Below are 17,922 nucleotides of genomic sequence, written 5' to 3' on the forward strand. Positions count from 1 at the left end.
AACCCTAAAACGAAATATCCCATTGAACCCTGAAACGGGTCGTATTTTGCAGATCACCGGCCGATGTTTCAAAGTCAAAAACAGAGATCTCGGCAGTGAGTTTATTGCGATGTCCCCCTTTAAAAAACCAGTTGAGCCCAAGTGTTAATTCTTCCTCCCGATCCTCCTTTTGGTCTGTATTCGGAATGTATTGCGCATACCGAACCGCTAATTCTAATGGTTTTGGGATGACTTCCCAGAGGTTGTAAAAAAAGTAACCTGCCTGGTAATAGCTCCCTGTAAGCCGGGTGGTGCCGCCATTTATCTTATCGATGATTTCCTTGGTGTGAAATTCATTTTGCCAGGAGAAGCCCCGCCACATAAAAGCGGTTTCCAAAAGTCCCTGATTCACCCGGTACTGTCCGGGCAACCCTTCATCAAAACCTGATAGCTGTCCCCCGCCTGCCTGTGAAAACCGGGTAAAAGGACTCCGGTTTGTAAGGGCACCCAAGGCAATTAGGGCCGTAGGTTCTTTATGAAAAAAGAGGTCTGAGCCGGTCATTTCCAGTTCGCGTCCTAAAAAATTCCATTGCAGCCTTCCCACATACATAAAGTTGGAATCGTCGTTTTCAACAACACCGCGTCCCGTTCCTGTCAGCACGGATGCGTGATAGGTGAAATCTGCCAGGCTGCCTGGAAACACACGTCCGTAAAAGGAAATACCCATTTGCCTGTCTACGGTGAATGGCCTGTTAATTATAGAGCGATCCGCAAGTTGTTGTTTTCCGGAGGAAATTACGCGTTCTCGATTGTAGTACGTTTTCCACTGTCCTACCTTGATTTTGAATTCGGGAAGCCTTTCGAACATGATCCTGAAATCCAGTAAGTTTCCCTGGGAAAGTTCATACTCCCAGTAGTATTTCAGGTAGGGCTTAAACGCATGCCCACCTACCTTTAAGCGCGCCCTGTTTATCTTAAAAACCGGCTGATCACTATCCAGGTCGTCAAAGGTTAAGGGATTCTGATCACCGGGGGTTGCGAACCGAAATTGCAGGCGTGATTCAATATGTAACTGGAACCGATCATCTGATGTTGAAAACTGAAAACCCTTGTCGGTGTATTCCAGCTCAATTTTAGATTTGCCTATGGAATCGTTCTGTGCCCGGGCACTAAAGAGCAGGAAGGTCATTCCTATGGCAAAACAGGTGCGAATTGCGATGGATTTATAAAGGCAGGGCATAGGGATTCAAGGGCTTAAAATCCCAAAATAACCAAAATTCTTTGCTTAGTCCTTTGATTTAGTTTCGAACTGCTCAGAATTTTAGACTTTCCTCTTTATCCCAAAGTCCCCAATAGGCACCAACGTCACCTTCTGCGCCCACTTTCCAGGATTCGTCAAAAGATGAAAAGTAAAAGACCTCAATCCCATCTTCTTCTGCCCATTTCTGGGTATTGATAAAGTATTTAAGGAAATTCTCGAACGAAGGATGTGCACCCCCCGTACTGCTCCCGGTACTGGGCCATCCTGTTTCAGAAATAATCACTTTTTTTCCGTTCCCAGCCTTTAAAGCCCTGTGAAACATGTCCTTCATGTACAAAATGGAATACTCCAGACTACATCCCTCCCAGAAGGGGTAGCAGTTGGCCAGAATGACATCACAGGCCTCTGAGATTCTGGGATGGTCGGCAAACTCATAGTACGCATCTACATATCCGACCGGGATGTCCGGAACTGCCTGTTTTACCTGATTTATAAAGCCGAGGAGTTCGTCTTCTTTCAGGTCTCCCCTAAGCAGTACTTCGTTCCCGACAGCTGCAATATCTACGTATCCTTCTCTGGCAAGGGCTATAAGGTTCGCGACTTCTTCCCGGTTGATCTCCGGGTCATCCCCCAACCAGGCGCCTACCATCGTTTTGATTCCAAATTCTTTGGCGATCCGTGGAATTTCCTCGTTCCCCTCAGTACATGAAAATGATCTGATCCACTTTGTATACGGCCGTATAATCTCCATCCGCCTCCGAATCTGGTCTTCAGAGATGTGATCTCCAGGTTTTTGACCTTCCTCATAGGGACTGAAACAGAGGCCGTGCATGCCCATCGCCAGGACCTCCCTCGCCATTTCTTTTAAGGACTCCCCGGTTATTCCCGTTAAATCCGTGGCAGCCAGGGCAAGGCGTTTATCTCTTCTGTATGACATGATCTATTCGTATTTTAATTGTTCATTTTGGTCCCAAATACCCCAACCAGCGCCAACATCGCCTTCGTGATGGACCTTCCAGGATTCGTCGAAGGAAGAGAAGTAAAAGAGTTCCACCCCGCTTTCCCGGTGCCATTTACTGACGTTAATAAAATATTTCATGGCGTTTATGGAGGAGGGTTCAGCGGCTTCCGTATTGCTTCCTTTGTTAGGCCAGCCCGTTTCCGTTAAGATTACGCGTTTGCCTTTGGCAACCTCTAAAGTCAGTCTGTGCATCTGCCTTAGGTACCCGGCCGCATCTTTGATATCAGAACCTTCCCAGAAAGGATAACAATTGGTCAGAATAACATCACAAGCCGCTATGAGTTCTGGGCGTTCAATCAATTGATAATAGGCATCGACGTAGCCTACCGGAATGGCCGGCAGGGCTTTTTTAACCCGGCTCAGGTATTCGAGTATTTCAGCCTCGGACAGCTCATTTCGGAGTAAAACTTCATTCCCAACGGCAGCAATGTCGACCAACCCGGCATTCCCCAGGGCAATAAGGTTCTGGATTTCTTTCTCATTCCGAGCTTTGTCCCTGCCAATCCAGGCACCCACAATTGTCTTTAACCCTTTTTCTTTTGCGACTTTGGGGATAAACTCATTTCCATCTGTACAGGAAAAAGAACGCACCCATTTGGTGTAGGGTTCGATAACTTGCATTCGATTTCGAATCTGCCCCTCGTCTAGCTGGTCTCCTATGTCCTGGCCCTGAGAGTAAGGACTAAAACACAACCCATGTACTCCTTGTTGCAGTGCATCGGAGAATAGCCCTTTTATTTCAGAATCACTTCTGGAGGTGAAATTCACATCAGGGGCTAAATCCAGTTTGAGTTCCCCGGAGACCAGGGACTTCAATTTATCAGACGGATAAGAAGCGGATGGGGCAGACGGTGAAATTGGATCTTCTTTCTGTCGTTTGTCGAGTGCCTCCCTTATTTCATTCGCCCGCTCTTCAGTTACATCGTAGTCCCACATAACGAACATGGCAATGAGGGTCCCTAAGATTGGAACGCCCGAATAAAAGGCCCTCAAACCCGTAATGGCCTGTTCAGTCTGAACGGTTGCATCTGATTCAAAACCAACAACGGATAAAATAGCCCCGCTCAATAACCCTGCAATGGCGAACCCGAATTTCACCATCCACCAGTAAATAGCCCCGAAGATGCCTTCCCTTCGTTTTCCGCTGGTCAGCTCGTCAAGGTCGATTACATCCGCGGTCATTGACATCATCAGGACAAACAAACTGCCAATGCCAAATGAAAAGAATGGAAGGGCAAAAATAAACATGTACGGTTTTCCGGGGATAAAGAGGAACCACAGCATGATATATCCAATAACAGAGATCCCCTGTGACGTCACAAAGGCCCTCTTTTTCCCCATGACCTTCGACATTTTTGTGACTACGGGAATTACTAAAAATGTGGTTATCAAAGCCCCAAGGCTGCCGAAAAGGGTTGGCCAGATACCCGCCGCTCCGGCATCTCCGTTAAAGAGGTAGTAGACCACGATAAAAAAGGAGAATGCAGCGATGGTATTAAAGGCATTAAAGATGAAAAATGTGGCAATGCATAATTTTCGGAACGGTTTGCATTTGAAGGCCTCAACAAACCCCTGAAGTATTTCTTTAAGGCTGCCCCCAATATTACTGACTGTCAGGGGAGAATAATCCTCATTGACCGTGGACTTGCTTTTGAGGAAAATAGCCGGAACCATCGCAAAAACCATACAAATTACCCCCACCCAGATTGCCAGGGTTCGGGTGGCGACATCTGCAGATTCAAACCAGCCCTGATCGTACATGACCACCCAGAACCAGGGTGCGATAACCCATGCCCATTGCCCGATCCATTGAGCCACCGCCATGATACTCGTGCGCTCATGGAAATCGTTGCTCATCTCATAACCCATGGCCACGTAGGGCACACTAAAAATGGTAAGGCCCAAATAGAAGACAAAGGACCAGAGCAGGAAATAGGTGAAATTGTAGTCCACCCCGTTCTCCCGGTACAATTGCCACATTATTACGAAGGATACCCCCATAATTATGGCGCCCAATAATACGTATTGCCGTCGCCTGCCCCAGCGTGATTTTGTATTGTCGGATATGAAACCCATGATCGGGTCGGTAATGGAATCGAAAACCCTTGGGAGAAAAAACAAAACGCCCCACATCCACCCGGGAAAACCGAGATCCTGAACCAGGACTACCATAAAAATCGCCAATGCTGCCGGAAACATCTGATTCGCGAGCATTCCAATTCCAAAAGCAACCTTATCGCTAAATGGTACTTTGGCCGAAGTCGTACTATTTGAGTTACTCATATTTTCTGGCTTGATTGGTTATGTGATGGGATGACCACAGTTTGAATGGCCTGTGGACTTATAGTTATGTGGGTGGAACGTTCCCCGAGGGTCAATTTAAAATTCTTCGCCGAAGCCTCCTGATTGAGGACTACCACGACCACAGACCCATCCGGGTTCTCGGCCGCAGTGACCATTAGGGAATCGTCCGGGTTCTGGAAACCTATTCGCACAGCGCCCGGCCTGATATATCGGCTAAAATGGGCGAGGGTATGATACAGAGGCGTATAATAGACCTCATCCTGATCGGGGTCTACAATAACAGGGGCCACACACCAGTTTTCGAACCAGTTTGGACCTCCCTGCCGGTCCAGGACCATATTCCAATCGATCCATCCATCCACCCAGTTATTCATGCAGCCAATGATATCACGGGCGTACCTGTATACCGGGACATACTTTGGATGCAGGTGTTTGTCCTTTTCAGGGGCCCAATCCCAACCCCAGTCGGTCGCTTCCTTAGACCAATACCAGTCATCATCCTGCCACTTCGGGATTTCCGCATCCACACAGGCCTCCGATTGAATCAGGTATTTGTCGGGAGCTTTCTCATGAGCGAATTGCAGATTATCCGGAAACCAGTCGAAAGTACTGCCATACCAGTGCACAGCCGTACCATCAAAGTACTTGGCGGCCTCCTTATCTGTATACATGGCATTGACCCAATCCTTTAATTCTTCCCCCCTATTCTGATCGTAGCCAAGAATTTTGGCCGAGTGCCCGTCTGCCCTGAGTTTTGGTCCGAGATGGTCCTTTACAAAAGCCGTCATTTCTTCCGGGGTAAAATGCATGCTCTCCCAGTTGTTGTCATTGCCAAGGGGTTCATTCTCGACGGTAAAACCCCAGATCGGTATTCCCTCCTTCGCATACGCATCCAGGTACCTGGAAAAAAACAATGCCCAGGTATCGTAATACTCCGGCAGGAGTTTTCCCCCGCGCCAGTCTTTATTGTCCTTCATCCAGGGTGGGGCGGTCCAGGGAGAAGCTATGATCTTAAACCCATCCTCCGATATTGCCATAGCTTCCCTGATCATCGGAATCAGATCTTCCCGATCTTCATCAATGGAGAAGTGCTCCAGTTGCAGATCTCCGGCAACAGGGGCATATGAGTAATTACCCAGGGAAAAATCACAGGAATTCATGTGCGTTCGCGTAAGGGAATACCGTGCCCCGTCAGATCCAAAATAGGCCTGCAATATTGCTTTTCGATTTTCCGGGCCCAATCGGTTCAGCAGGGAGGCCGATGCTTCTGTAAAAGAACCTCCAAAGCCCGTAATGGTTTGAAATCGCTGTTCAGGATTTAGAATTAGTACTCCGGCACCTTCATCTTCTGCGAATTCGGTAACCTCGGTTAACTTGTTTCCTGAGGCGGCCGTTTCAAATACTTCAACCGCTAATTTATCCTCTGTGTTGCACGAGCTGAGCATCAAACCAATCGTAAAAAAAGCAAGCGTTTTGTATAACATTTTATCTGGATTCTAAGGTTGTTGTGCAAGGTGTTCAAGGTACTTCTGATTTTTCATTTGCCGATGGAGGCACCAGTACTTTGTGCATTAAAGTGTCCTTATTCCCACCGAAGGTCTTTTTTATCTTATTTCCATTCCGGGTTACCTTTGAAAAAACCCCCTGATCCACCAGATCCCAGAGCGCGTATTTGGCCTGCCCTTCTACGGTGAACAATCCGAAATGGTTTTCGGACCCCATTCTGTTCGCATCATCCTTCCAGGGCTCGTTAAAGGCCTCAAAATAAAAGCAGGAAATACCCTGTTGCTCGGTCCATTCCCTGATTAACTTATGATAGAGGGCTTGTTTGTACTCATCTGTGGCCCGGGAACCTTCAGGACCGTATAAACCCTCGGAAATACTCGCCCATCCGGTTTCTCCAATATGTATGGGCTTATCGTATCCTAAACCCTTAACATAGTCGGAGACCGCATTATACTGGTTCCTGGCAAAGGCAACCGCCCGGACCATGGCGGCGTCTATTTTCTCAATATCCGTCAGGTTTTTTTCCTTTTCAGGTATGTACCAGAATTCCGGGTTGTAATGGGAATTGTGATAGGGATAGGTATGCATTGAGATATAATCGACAGCCTCGACCAGTTTTGCCAGGGCTTCCGTGTGATATTCCGCGTCACCCCCGCCCCAGGAGGCAAAATCATCAGAACTGGTAATCCATAGGGATTCGGGCAGACGTCCTTCTGCTTTGAGATTCTGTAGATGTACAACCCATTTGAGAATAACTTCGGGTTGCACATAATAACTGGTGGCCCATTTAACCATCGCCTCGTTTCCAACAGCAATAACTTTGACAATATCCGGATACGCATTCGCCAAAGTAACCGCTTGCGCAATTTCCCCAGCATTGGCAGGGCTTTCCTCATGGTGATCTGGTTCCTGGTCGGTCCAGGCATTTTTACAGTCGATCCACGCCCCGAGCATGACATACATTTCAAAATCGGGATCTTCTGATTTCAGCTGGCGTATTGCCAAAAGCAAATTTGACGCCTGGTAAAGATGAACATTATAGGTGCGCAGGATTTTGATCCCCATTGCCTCAAGAATCCTTAAATCCTCCTTGAGCTGCTCCAGGGTGGGCTGCACATCCCTGGTGCTTTGTCGATATCCGCCGTAGGAAATTGCAGGGTATTTAGGGTTTCCCAGGATATCTTCAGCTGTTAATTCCATAGTTTCTTCGTGCTGAATTACTTGTGAATTTTCCTTTTGACTACAGGAGGAAAGGATCAAAAAACACGCGACCGACATTCCAATTTTCACAACCGATTTCATTTGCTATCCGTTAATCTGTTCTTTGTCTGTTAACTGGTCTCCTAATGTTCCCCTGACCCAATCATCCGTAAGATAATCCATATCCCAGGGGAAACAAGGGCGTTACCGAATCATCCCAAAAATTAGGGCCGTATTTGCCCTCTAAATCCTCGAGGGAAGCCGGCCAGCAATGTGGCAATTTACCTTTAAAATCATACTTTCCGAAGAGCACTTCCGCTATGCCATCCCCTTCGGATCCCGGTAACCATGCCGCGATAAAGGCATCTGCCTTTTCTAGCTCAGGGGTCACTACTAACGGCCGGCCGGAAATAAGCACAACAACTGTGGCCACACCCTGATCATGGTAATTAGCAATGACTTCTTTATGTTTTTTGGACAACTCGAGTTTCAGGGTATTTGACTCATGCCCGATATCGCCAAAAAATTCTGCGTAGGGAGGTTCTCCGACACAAATAATGGCCAGGTCGGCATCCGGATGTTTTTCCCGGCCTTCCGCATCGTAAATCACATCACCTTCTGCCATACGCGCTATACCCTGAAGGATGGTTGTGGCTCCGGCGTAATTCCGGTCTGTGCCCTGCCAGTCAATTGTCCAACCCCCGGATTGTAATCCGGAGTTGTCCCCATGTGCCCCTACTACGATAATTTTGGCAGCGCCGGGGCTTACCGGAAGTACTTCATTCTTATTTTTTAGCAAAACAAGGGATTCCCTTACCGCCTGACGGGCAACGTCCCGGTGCTCCTGACATCCAATTTTGTCTATCAGGGCAGCCGAGGGATAGGGATTATCGAAAAGTCCCAGCCTGAACTTCTGGCGAAGGATGCGTCTTACTGCGTCGTCAATGCGACCCCCTGATACATATCCGGTTTCCACGGCCGTTCTTAATCCTTCTTGAAATAATTCGAGGTCGCCGTCAACGGCCATCACCATATCAATGCCCGCATTGATGATATCTGCCTCTCCAAATCTGGAATACGCCTTCCAGTCCGATACGACAATCCCATCAAATTGCATTTCCCCTTTGAGGGTACCTGTTATAAGTTCCCGATGGGCATGCATCGGAATCCCGTCAAAAGTGTTGAAAGAAGCCATAACAGCTCCCACACCGCTAGCCACCGCAGCGCGATAGGGAGGTAAAAGCCGATCTTTTATTTCCGATGCGCTCAAGGTAGTAGCCCCTCCTTCGATTCCATTTTCGGTAGAACCGTCCCCTACAAAATGTTTGGCGGTCGCCATTACCGTATGCACATCCGACAAACGCCCCTGATGACCCCGGACCGAGGCTTGTGTGAGTTTTTCTGTAATTGGGGTACTTTCGGAAAAAGCCTCATAGACCCTTCCCCACTTTTCATTAAACGGAATTGCAATGCAGGGTGAAAAAACCCAGTTAAACCCCGTTGCTTGGGCCTCAAGAGCCGTAATTGCTGCAGCTTTTTCTACCAGATCCGCATTCTGTGATGCCCCTAACCCTATGTTATGTGGAAAGATCGTCGCCCCCTCATAGGTATTCTGGCCGTGTACAGCATCCACTCCAAATAACAGCGGAATGCCCGGACCTGAAGCCAGTGCCATTTCCTGCAAATTGCGGAACCGCTGCTGCCACCCCATTGCCCCTTCCCCGGGCAGTGGTCCCTGGGTATGGATTACAGAGCCAATTCGCCCGGCAGCCACTTCGCCCTCGGTAAGTGGCTCAAAATGCAATACCTGGGTCATTTGTCCGATTTTTTGCTCCAGGGTCAGCCCTTTGAGCAAGGCGTCAATTTTTCGTTCGGTTTCGATAGCTTCAGTGATTTTCAGGTCCATTTGGAATTCTTTGCATAAGGAAAAGATTGGCATCCTATCTTTAAAATGCCAACCTTTTGGGTTCCTTATGGCATGCTGTTATTAGCTATTCCAGCCGTAAATCATCCAGGTAATAAGTCCCGCCATTTGTTATCGGACTGTCGGTCTGATCATTGTCTGGTTTAATGACCAACTGGCTGTAGGCTGTTGGCCCGGCGGGTAATCCGGTAAAGGTAAACTCAACCTCCGTCCATTCATTCGCATTGGACACAGTCGCGAATACCGGGGCCGGATTTCCGATACTGCCATCGTTCGGATTGGCCAGTAACTCAAACCGGAAAACCGCGTTGGCCTTTGTCGAGTAAATCTTGATCTTAAAGGTATTTGTGGTGGTCAGATCAAAATTCGAAGGAAACACGTTCTGTATCCCGGCAAAGAAATCGGACCCCGTTGGCTTATCCACCTGCAGTACAAAATCGGAGGTGTTGATTCCCGATTTTGATGGATTTGCGTTGATCTCCGAAGTCAGGCCAGCACCAAAATTCTGGTCGGATAAAAAGGTTTCACACCCTTCAAAATCCAGGGGAAGTTGGGTCGCGGCGACCAGTGTACCACTGGTACAACCGTTATTCCCAGGACCGGTTCCACCGCCGCTATAAAGCCTGAAATCATCGATATAGTAGGTCTGTGCAGTATTCGTATTGAGTTCGAAAAAGAGGATGATCCGGTCGTATTTATCCGTTTCGCTGCTCGGGAAATCGAAGGTGAGTTCTTCCCATGCACTTGCTGTGGTGGTCACTGCCCCTACCTCGGTGTTTATAGCCCCATTGGTCTTATCTTCCAGTTTGAGCAGGACATTGGTACCTGCAACAGGTGACCATACTTTGATCTTAAATCCGGAATATGCATTGAAATCAAATTTGGAATCAAAGACCATTTGATTATTGGCAAAGAGTGCGCTACCACTGCGGTCGATCTGACCAACCTGGCAGGATGGATTTACCGCATTGTCGAAATCCGGATTCGAAACAAAGCTGTAGACTGCATCATAGGATTCGATAAATGCCCCCGGATCTGTCTGGAAAGTAATATCCAGGTTGGACGCATCCAGAGACTGGCTGGTCTCGGGCACACAACTGGGGCCTCCCCCACCGGTACCATAGACCCTGAAGTCATCGATGTAATAAGTGGCTTCGATATTGGTAGTGATATCGAAGAACAGGACGATCTTGTCATAGGTGTCGCTTGCCGAAGCCGGGAAATCAAATGTCAGTTCCTCCCAGGCATTCCCTGTGGTGGTTACCGCCCCTACTTCTGTATTGATGGCGCCATTTGTTTTGTCCTCCAGTTTTAATAACACGTTTGTTCCTGCTACAGGTGCCCAAACTTTCAGTTTAAACCCTGCATTGGCATTAAAATCAAATTTGGAATCAAAGACAATCTGATTATTGGCAAAAGGAAGGCCGGGATCCCGATCGAGCTGTCCAACTTTACAAGACGGATTTATCGCATTGTCAAAATCAGGGTTGTCGATATAGGAATAGGCTGATCCATCACTTATGATAAGGCTGCCGGGGTCTGATTGAAAGGTCAGATCAAAATCCGCTGCACTGAGGGATTGAGATGTCTCCGAAGTACAGGTAGCGCCGCCTCCATCCGAATACAGCGCAAAGTCATCGATATAATAGGTCGCCCCGCTATCAGTATTGATATCAAAAAACAGGACGATTTTGTCATATGTATCACTGGCTGCACCCGAGAAATCAAAAGTCAGTTCCTCCCAGGCATTTCCTGTGGTGGTTACTGCACCCACTTCCGTGTTGACAGCGCTATTGGACTTGTCTTCCAATTTCAGTAAGACGTTGGTGCCTGCAACCGGAGCCCAAACTTTCAGTTTAAATCCTTCATTTGTATTAAAATCAAATTTGGAATCGAAAACAATTTGGCTGTTGGCAAAAGGCAAACTTGGGTCCCGATCAATCTGGCCTGCCTTACACGAAGGATTGACATCGTTCTCCGTATCGGGATTGTCGATATAGGAATACGCTGCCCCGTCCCCTATAATGGCAGTACCGGGGTCTGTCTGGAAAGTCAGGTTAAAGTCTGAGGCGTCGAGGGACTGCTCGGTTTCAGCCGTACAGTCATCGCCTCCGGGATCGGTTCCGGCCTGCTCCACGTCATCGAAATAGAAGATGCCCGCCGTTGTACCCGGACCATCCACAAATAGGGTAAGCCTGGAATAGGATGCGGATGAAGTGAAATCGAAGGCGATCTCTTCCCAACCGGTACCTCCATGACTGGCACTGGTCTCAGCGGCGGCGCCGGTTCCCTCTTCGAGTTTCATCAAAACATCAATCGGGGTTTCCGACCAGAAATTCATGGTTATGGTCTTCTCTGTGGTCAGGTCAACCGGGGTCTCCAGGTCAAAGAACAAGCCTTCAAAAGCCGTTCCTCCATTGGTAATCTCACCCACGTTCGTTTCCTTGTCATTTGAACCCGAAACATCGGGGTTGGCAACAATCCTGAATGCTGCCCCTTCAAAAGTTGAAGGATCGTATATCACATCGGTTTCATCAAAAGTTATCGGCAGGGAAACTCCGCGCTTCAGGGATACGACCAATTCATCTTCGAAGGTATTTGATGCCCCTGCCTGATTTGAGGCTACAAGGGTTACTTTGTACGTACCGCTGCTCTCATATGTCTTTATCGGGTCTATCTCCTCAGACTTCGTACCATCCCCAAAGTCCCATATATAGGTCCGCGCCCCTTCTGAAACATTGATAAAAGTTACTGTTCCCGTATCGGGGTTCTGAGTATAGGTAAATGCAGACTTCACCTGGGGCAATTTATCCATATCGCTTTTGGTACAGCCCAAAAAGGTTAGTACAAAAACCCCTATAGCAAGTCCTCTGCCTAGAATATTTAGATGTTTCATAGTTGTGATTTATTCGTTTGGTCCGTTATATTTATAAGCCCTCACGTAGTCTACGAGCATTTGTTGCGGAAAGACCGTTTCCTGGTTGGGGGAACCTACGAAGGACCCTCCAACAGCTACATTGAGGATAAGGTAAAATGGCTGATTGAAGACCCAGTTATCCGGATTGGGCAGGTCTTCTCGGGTAATCTGATTATAGAGCACGTCATCCACGTAATAATTCACGTAATCCGGACCCCATTCAATGCCAAAGATGTGAAATCCGGTATCGAAGCGATCGTTCATCAGATCAAAACGTTTGGTTATAGCCTCCCCGGCCGAATACCCCGGTCCGTGTACGCTACCAAAGAGAATGGTGGGTTCCTGGCCCCGAATTTCCATAATATCAATTTCTCCACATTCAGGCCATATCACCTCATCGGAATTGGCACCCAACATCCAGAATGCCGGCCAAATACCTTGTCCGTAAGGTGCCTTGATCCGGGCTTCGAACCTCCCGTATTTCTGCTCAAATTTGTCCTTGGTCAAAATGCGTGCAGAAGTATAGGCAGATCCTTCAAAATTCTCCTGACGGGCAGTAAAAATGAGGTATCCGTTCTGAACCGTAATGTTTTCAGGGCGGTCGGTGTAGTATTGCAATTCGTTGTTCCCCCACCCATCGCCCCGGGTGCCTATATCGTAGTTCCACAGTGAACTGTCCGGTGCTCCATTAACGTCGAATTCATCCTGAACCGTAATTTCGGTGAAGTTGGCGACACGCTGATCCTCACCATAACTGCATCCTAAATTTAGAATCAAGATGCCTGTAAGTGCGGCCAACGTCTTCAGTCCTGAAAGCTTTCCAAGCCATTTCAGGTAAGGAGGACTTAGTATATCTGTACTCATTTCCAGTCTTATTTTCTGATTCATTACTCTTTTTTCAATTTTTTCCTGTTTTACTCTTTGTAGAAATAGATGTTATCTACCAAAATATTCGATATGGTTGCATCAGAAACAAAGAAGTACAGCGCCAGATTTTCGGTATTTAGTCCAACAAAGTCGGAGAGCGGAATATCGAGGCTGACCCATTGCCGGGATATCAGTGTAGGCGCCTGGAATTCAACAGAAGCCTCTGTATCATCTTCTGTTCCTATTACATTATCAGGTCCCGCATCCACCAGGAGTATCCGCAGGAAGTCCCCTGGTGCAATTTGCTGATCTTCCACCTGAATATCCAGATGGTAGTGTGTCATCTCAGAGGCATTGACTGTATTTTGAGTCCGAATCGCAACAAAATTCAGGTTCGTATAGCGGATTACATTATCTCCGCCAATGTTGATGTCAGCACCTCCAAGGGTGGTTTGCCCATCAGGAATAAAGAACCCGTTATAGTACTCTACAGGTACATCGGCGTAGGCATCACTAAAGACCGAAATTACATCTTCCGGGTTTCGGGCCGGAGGTACAGGGGCCGTTTCAAAACTGCCCTCAACTTCCAGGGTAAGGGAGCCGGCGGCTTTGACGCCTGCAAGCAGGGCCGTAATTGTAGCCGTACCCGTGCCGACAATAGAAATCACTCCGGATTCACTTACCCGTGCCACCTCATTATCTGTAGAACTGAAGTTAAAATAGGCAGGGGCAGCCGAAACGGTCTGGTTGCCACCCGAGGCGAGATTAAAGGTTTGCGTGAGGCCTGTAACAGGTATCTGCACATCCAGAAATGTTGTTTCCACACGATCTTCCCCGTTAAAAATTGCAGGTTTTGGCTGGCCTAGTGTACCTAACTTCTCGAATTGCAGCTCATCGATCCAAAAGGTGAACCCGTCCCCATCCTCCGGTCCGGCAGCGTAGAAAAACAAGCCCTTTTCCACAGTGAGCTTAAAGGGGTCCGGAATTGGAATCGTGTATTTGGACCATCCTGTTCCCACCCGAAGATTGGGAATGTTAACGCGGTATTTGTTTTCGCCAAAATCGACTCCAAAACCAATTTCATTGATCGAGGTCGCTTTTGAGGCTTTGGCCCAAAATGTAAGGGCGTCATAATCTGATAAATCCCGGCCTCCCATATCGGGAAATACTGCTCCCGCAAAGGAACCGGAAGGATCCCCGAAATTCGGTATGTCAAACCGCATTGAAGATGTGCCGTCATACCTGATTTCTGTATCGACGGTGAAGGCATCGAGTTTGGAGCCAGCAAAAGGAAAATACTCCAGGCCACCGCTGAATCCATCGATAAAAACCAAAGGATTGTTCGGGAACGTGGCAAAATCAACTTTGTCCGAATACTCACGTTCACATCCTGCAAACAAACCGATAAAGGCCAGAGCAAGCAGTGAATTTTTTAGATAAATAAACAGTTCGGTTTTCATTTTTACGTCATTTTTTATTTACCAATGTTAATATGTATGTACGTGCGTATCTCCCATTCCGTACCGTCAGGGAAACCTACAGGGCTTATGATGGAATCATCGGCAAATTCGAGTGATTCATTTGGCAGGTACCTGGGTGAGAACTCATTCATGGTACGCCAGGTACCCCGGATCCCTATCTGGGTATTCGGCAATACGAACCAATCGGGTATCCCGAGTGTCGTGGATACATCTAACATCAATTGAACCGGGTAGGTAAGGTTAAAGTCGCGATGGTAATCAAAGGGGCCCCAGTCATTTAACTTGAAGGTGTGCTGTACTTTGAAATTTTTATAGATCATTCGAATATCCCCCCCTATGCGTTCGACGAGTCTGGGTGAATCGCCATTGGCCTGAGCATTGCCGAAGTACAGGTTGGCCACCAGGCCTAATTCCGGATTGAGTTTAGAGACTATCCGTGTGTGTGTTTCCCATAAATCCCGGGCGGGAACCGAGTTTGGAAATGGAAATAGCGTCCGGTCGTCCTGGAAACCGATTGCCGCATCCATCGTTGTGGGTAAATGGCGAAATACAAACCCCGCACTGACCGCGAACTTGGCATCTTCGGCCCTGTCGTTGTCCCATTCGTACATCCAGGTTCCAGGGGTTGGATCCCAGGTGAACAAAATTTCTCCGGCAACTGTTTCCCGGTTGGCACGGACCACAAAAGGATCATCCAGAATATTTCGCAGCCTGCCCGGGCTCTGAACGTCATTGGGCATGGGTCCGACGATGGGCTTTTGCCACAAAAAGTTAGGTGCGACCTGCAGGTTTCCGAATGAATATGTAAATCCAGAGAGGAAATTTGTTTGGTTACCACTACCCGTATCCTTTAATTTCCAGCCTGTAAAGGTCTGGGTTTGATCATAACCACCCCCGGCGACCAAACCTTGTGCCGCTCCCTGGGCATACCAGTTAAACTTACCCGAAGAATAGGTGATCTTGGCCTTACCTCCCCAGTTGTCCATTGAATTGACCTCATCCGTAAAAATGATGTATTTCGGGGCGGCATCAGGGTTATCAGGGTTGTAGTCAGGATTGTCTTCGGTGAATTGAAACTCACGGCCGTTTAAAGGTTGTCCACCCCAAATACCTCCAACCTGTACACCGAAATCGCCAAACTCCCTTTCGATAGCTATCGTAGCCCTCCGGGTCCTCGGCATGGGTACCGCCAGGGATGAGACAATATCCCCAAAGTCGTCAACATCTTCATGGAAGATTCCCGAGATCTCAAATTTCCCAACCTTCCGTTGGTACTTCAGGAGTACTGCAGGGTTCGCCCCCCACCAGAGTTGCGGGCCAAACGCTGCCTTAAGGCCTTCAATAGCCCTTTTTCCATCGATTTCAAATCCCGCGATTTCACCGTTATAAATATCGAGGTTCGGGCCGTAATTCGCCTCGGGATACAAACCGAAGAAATCGCCTTCGTACCCCCAGTGGTAGTGCCCTGTTCGATAAAACCCCCTGATATCGAAATCCCGTGCATTCCATTCAAAGGAGGCATTGTATACCTGTACCCGGTTGACATCCGAAAGCGTTACTTCGCCATCTTCAGTATTTACAACCACGGGACGACCCCGATTTTCATAAAAGATCTCGTCTATCGGATTCGTAGCTACTTTACCTAAAACATTAAAATTGACCTCCGCCCGTACATTCGATGCCGGGTTTCCCTCAACCCCAACGAAAAAGGACTGCATGTGGTCAAAGCCCAATTCATCCGGGTATTGAATTTCATCGGGATCGGCACTCTCTGGAGTGGTAATTAAACTCCCCCCCGTATTAAATGTAGTAAGTCTGGCCTGTAAGTTACTAACGCGCAGCATTTTGCTGCTTTCCCCCACCAGGGCAGCTTTGTCCCCCCGCGCCCTGAGGACGGCATCGGTTATCTGGATGCTGTTGAAATAGGTCTCAATAAAATCCTGGTTTACCCCTTCTTCATACGGATTGAGCTTATGCGCTTCTTTAAGGGCGTAATAGGCGGCACGTGGATAAAGGTCATAAAGGCCACGGGCGTCGGTTTGCCCCTTTGCGGTAATTCCAAACCATTCCTCATTCATATTGTTTTCCCCCTCTGCGGGCAGGTCAATTGCATACCCACCGTTCGACCAGGACGCATTATTATCGTGGACGTCGGCGTTCTTCCGGTCGTCAAAGCCATATTTCCACCATCCGTCACTGAACTGAAAGGTAAACCCTCCGATGGAGTTTTCTGCTTTACCCAATCCAGCCGCATTGGCATATATTTCCTTCCAGTTCCCTACCATATAATAGGCCTGGGCTTTCTGGTCTTCCTTATTCTCTATCGCGTTAAAGGCATCAGCCCCGAATTCCGTGAGCATTATGGGCATGTCGAGTTTCTCCTTAACCACCTCAAACATATCCCCGAAGGACAGTCCGCGATACACGTTGGTTCCATAAACGTCCACGTCCGTGCACTCTTCTGCGATAATATCCAAAAACAAGACATCCCCGTTACAAATGGCAACCGGGTGGCTGCTATCCACAGCCTTCATCCGGCGGGATGCTTCGTTCATTAACCGGTACATAGGTCTTCCCCTTTGCTCCCCGATGAATTTCTTTTCCTCTTCATCATCGGGAAAGTCCTCCGTTTCAGCTCCGGCCCAAAAAAGACCGTAATTATTCTCATTCCCCAGCAGATACATCAATAAACCCGGTGTATCCTTATATTCCTGAACCAAAGTCTCGACCTCGGATAACAAAAACTCCTGAGTGCGCGGATCTGAATAATCTGTGATTTCAATCCAGACCCCGTCAATGGTTAGTCCGTAACGCCCAAAGGAATGGTTCAGCAGGGTGTAAATCCCGTAATTTTCATAGATATACTTAATCCAACGCGCAGGAACTCCTGTATACTGGCGGATTACGTTGACATTCATGTTTTTCAAGAGGGACATTTCCGTGTCCAGTCCGGCCCGGATAATGTCATCAGGTTTTTTCCAGAACTCGGCTGTTATTGTATTCGTGCCAATGGGAATGTAGTCCCAATTCATTCCGTTGATCATGAAGTCACTGCCATTTACCTTCAAACGCATCCCATCCGAATCCCTGACCACGGTAACCTGATCTGCCTGGGCATAAACACCCGCGGTAAAAAGGAGGAAAACAATACTAAAAATGATGTTCTTCATAATGCAAATGTTTGTATTAGAGTGCTTCTTTACATCATTAAGTAAAGGAGCCCACATCCAGAGTCTAATTCACTTGTGGCGTTCACGCCCATAGCGGTTCCTGAACGCTTCCCTAAATTTAAGGTAAATGATTTATCATATCCTCAATTTACCCCTATACAAAAAACATACATTGTATTTAAAAGGGGGTAATTTTATTGAAATCGCAATATAATCTGTGGTTTTGACCAGTTACAATGGCGTAGGCAGGTAAACCTCAAACCCGGATATAACATTCGTTGTATAGGTAATG

At 47.7% G+C, this 17,922-nt stretch carries 10 protein-coding genes; all 10 read right to left on the reverse strand.

What is annotated here, in order from left to right:
* Window positions 1–4: 4 nt before the first annotated feature.
* Window positions 5–1,219, reverse strand: a complete 1,215-nt coding sequence (locus tag QU605_RS14075) for a porin (protein WP_289725962.1) — start codon at window positions 1,217–1,219, stop codon at window positions 5–7.
* A 73-nt stretch (window positions 1,220–1,292) separates the two neighbouring features.
* Window positions 1,293–2,177, reverse strand: a complete 885-nt coding sequence (locus tag QU605_RS14080; RefSeq protein ID WP_289725963.1) for a glycoside hydrolase family 17 protein — start codon at window positions 2,175–2,177, stop codon at window positions 1,293–1,295.
* 3 nt (window positions 2,178–2,180) lie between these two features.
* Window positions 2,181–4,544 carry an MFS transporter gene (locus tag QU605_RS14085; RefSeq protein WP_289725964.1) on the reverse strand — a complete coding sequence of 788 codons (2,364 nt, stop codon included), beginning with the start codon at window positions 4,542–4,544 and terminating at the stop codon, window positions 2,181–2,183.
* A complete protein-coding gene (locus tag QU605_RS14090) occupies window positions 4,541–6,049 on the reverse strand; it encodes a glycoside hydrolase family 30 protein (RefSeq protein WP_289725965.1) in 1,509 nt (502 codons plus the stop codon). The genes QU605_RS14085 and QU605_RS14090 overlap by 4 nt, the downstream gene beginning before the upstream one ends.
* Window positions 6,050–6,083: 34 nt before the next feature.
* Window positions 6,084–7,271 carry a glycosyl hydrolase family 17 protein gene (locus tag QU605_RS14095; RefSeq protein ID WP_289725966.1) on the reverse strand — a complete coding sequence of 396 codons (1,188 nt, stop codon included), beginning with the start codon at window positions 7,269–7,271 and terminating at the stop codon, window positions 6,084–6,086.
* Between the two features lie 163 nt (window positions 7,272–7,434).
* A complete protein-coding gene (locus tag QU605_RS14100; RefSeq protein WP_289725967.1) occupies window positions 7,435–9,177 on the reverse strand; it encodes a glycoside hydrolase family 3 protein in 1,743 nt (580 codons plus the stop codon).
* An 85-nt stretch (window positions 9,178–9,262) separates the two neighbouring features.
* Entirely contained in the window at window positions 9,263–12,091 is a 2,829-nt protein-coding gene (locus QU605_RS14105) for a PKD domain-containing protein (RefSeq protein ID WP_289725968.1), read from the reverse strand.
* A gap of 9 nt (window positions 12,092–12,100) precedes the next feature.
* Entirely contained in the window at window positions 12,101–13,000 is a 900-nt protein-coding gene (locus QU605_RS14110; protein WP_289725969.1) for a glycoside hydrolase family 16 protein, read from the reverse strand.
* 26 nt (window positions 13,001–13,026) lie between these two features.
* On the reverse strand, window positions 13,027–14,439 hold the full coding sequence (locus QU605_RS14115) for a CIA30 family protein (RefSeq protein WP_289725970.1): 1,413 nt from the start codon (window positions 14,437–14,439) through the stop codon (window positions 13,027–13,029).
* A 14-nt stretch (window positions 14,440–14,453) separates the two neighbouring features.
* Window positions 14,454–17,630: a glycoside hydrolase family 2 TIM barrel-domain containing protein gene (locus tag QU605_RS14120; protein WP_289725971.1), complete on the reverse strand. Its 3,177-nt coding sequence runs from the start codon at window positions 17,628–17,630 to the stop codon at window positions 14,454–14,456.
* Window positions 17,631–17,922: the final 292 nt, after the last annotated feature.

The sequence above is a fragment of the Robiginitalea aurantiaca genome (assembly GCF_030380815.1).
GTDB lineage: Bacteria > Bacteroidota > Bacteroidia > Flavobacteriales > Flavobacteriaceae > Robiginitalea > Robiginitalea aurantiaca.

Coding starts and splice junctions, on each gene's coding strand:
- QU605_RS14100 (WP_289725967.1), bottom strand. CDS start 9,177: ATGGACCTGAAAATCACTGAAGCTATCGAAACCGAACGAAAAATTGAC.
- QU605_RS14110 (WP_289725969.1), bottom strand. CDS start 13,000: ATGAATCAGAAAATAAGACTGGAAATGAGTACAGATATACTAAGTCCT.
- QU605_RS14085 (WP_289725964.1), bottom strand. CDS start 4,544: ATGAGTAACTCAAATAGTACGACTTCGGCCAAAGTACCATTTAGCGAT.
- QU605_RS14080 (WP_289725963.1), bottom strand. CDS start 2,177: ATGTCATACAGAAGAGATAAACGCCTTGCCCTGGCTGCCACGGATTTA.
- QU605_RS14095 (WP_289725966.1), bottom strand. CDS start 7,271: ATGGAATTAACAGCTGAAGATATCCTGGGAAACCCTAAATACCCTGCA.
- QU605_RS14090 (WP_289725965.1), bottom strand. CDS start 6,049: ATGTTATACAAAACGCTTGCTTTTTTTACGATTGGTTTGATGCTCAGC.
- QU605_RS14105 (WP_289725968.1), bottom strand. CDS start 12,091: ATGAAACATCTAAATATTCTAGGCAGAGGACTTGCTATAGGGGTTTTT.
- QU605_RS14075 (WP_289725962.1), bottom strand. CDS start 1,219: ATGCCCTGCCTTTATAAATCCATCGCAATTCGCACCTGTTTTGCCATA.
- QU605_RS14115 (WP_289725970.1), bottom strand. CDS start 14,439: ATGAAAACCGAACTGTTTATTTATCTAAAAAATTCACTGCTTGCTCTG.
- QU605_RS14120 (WP_289725971.1), bottom strand. CDS start 17,630: ATGAAGAACATCATTTTTAGTATTGTTTTCCTCCTTTTTACCGCGGGT.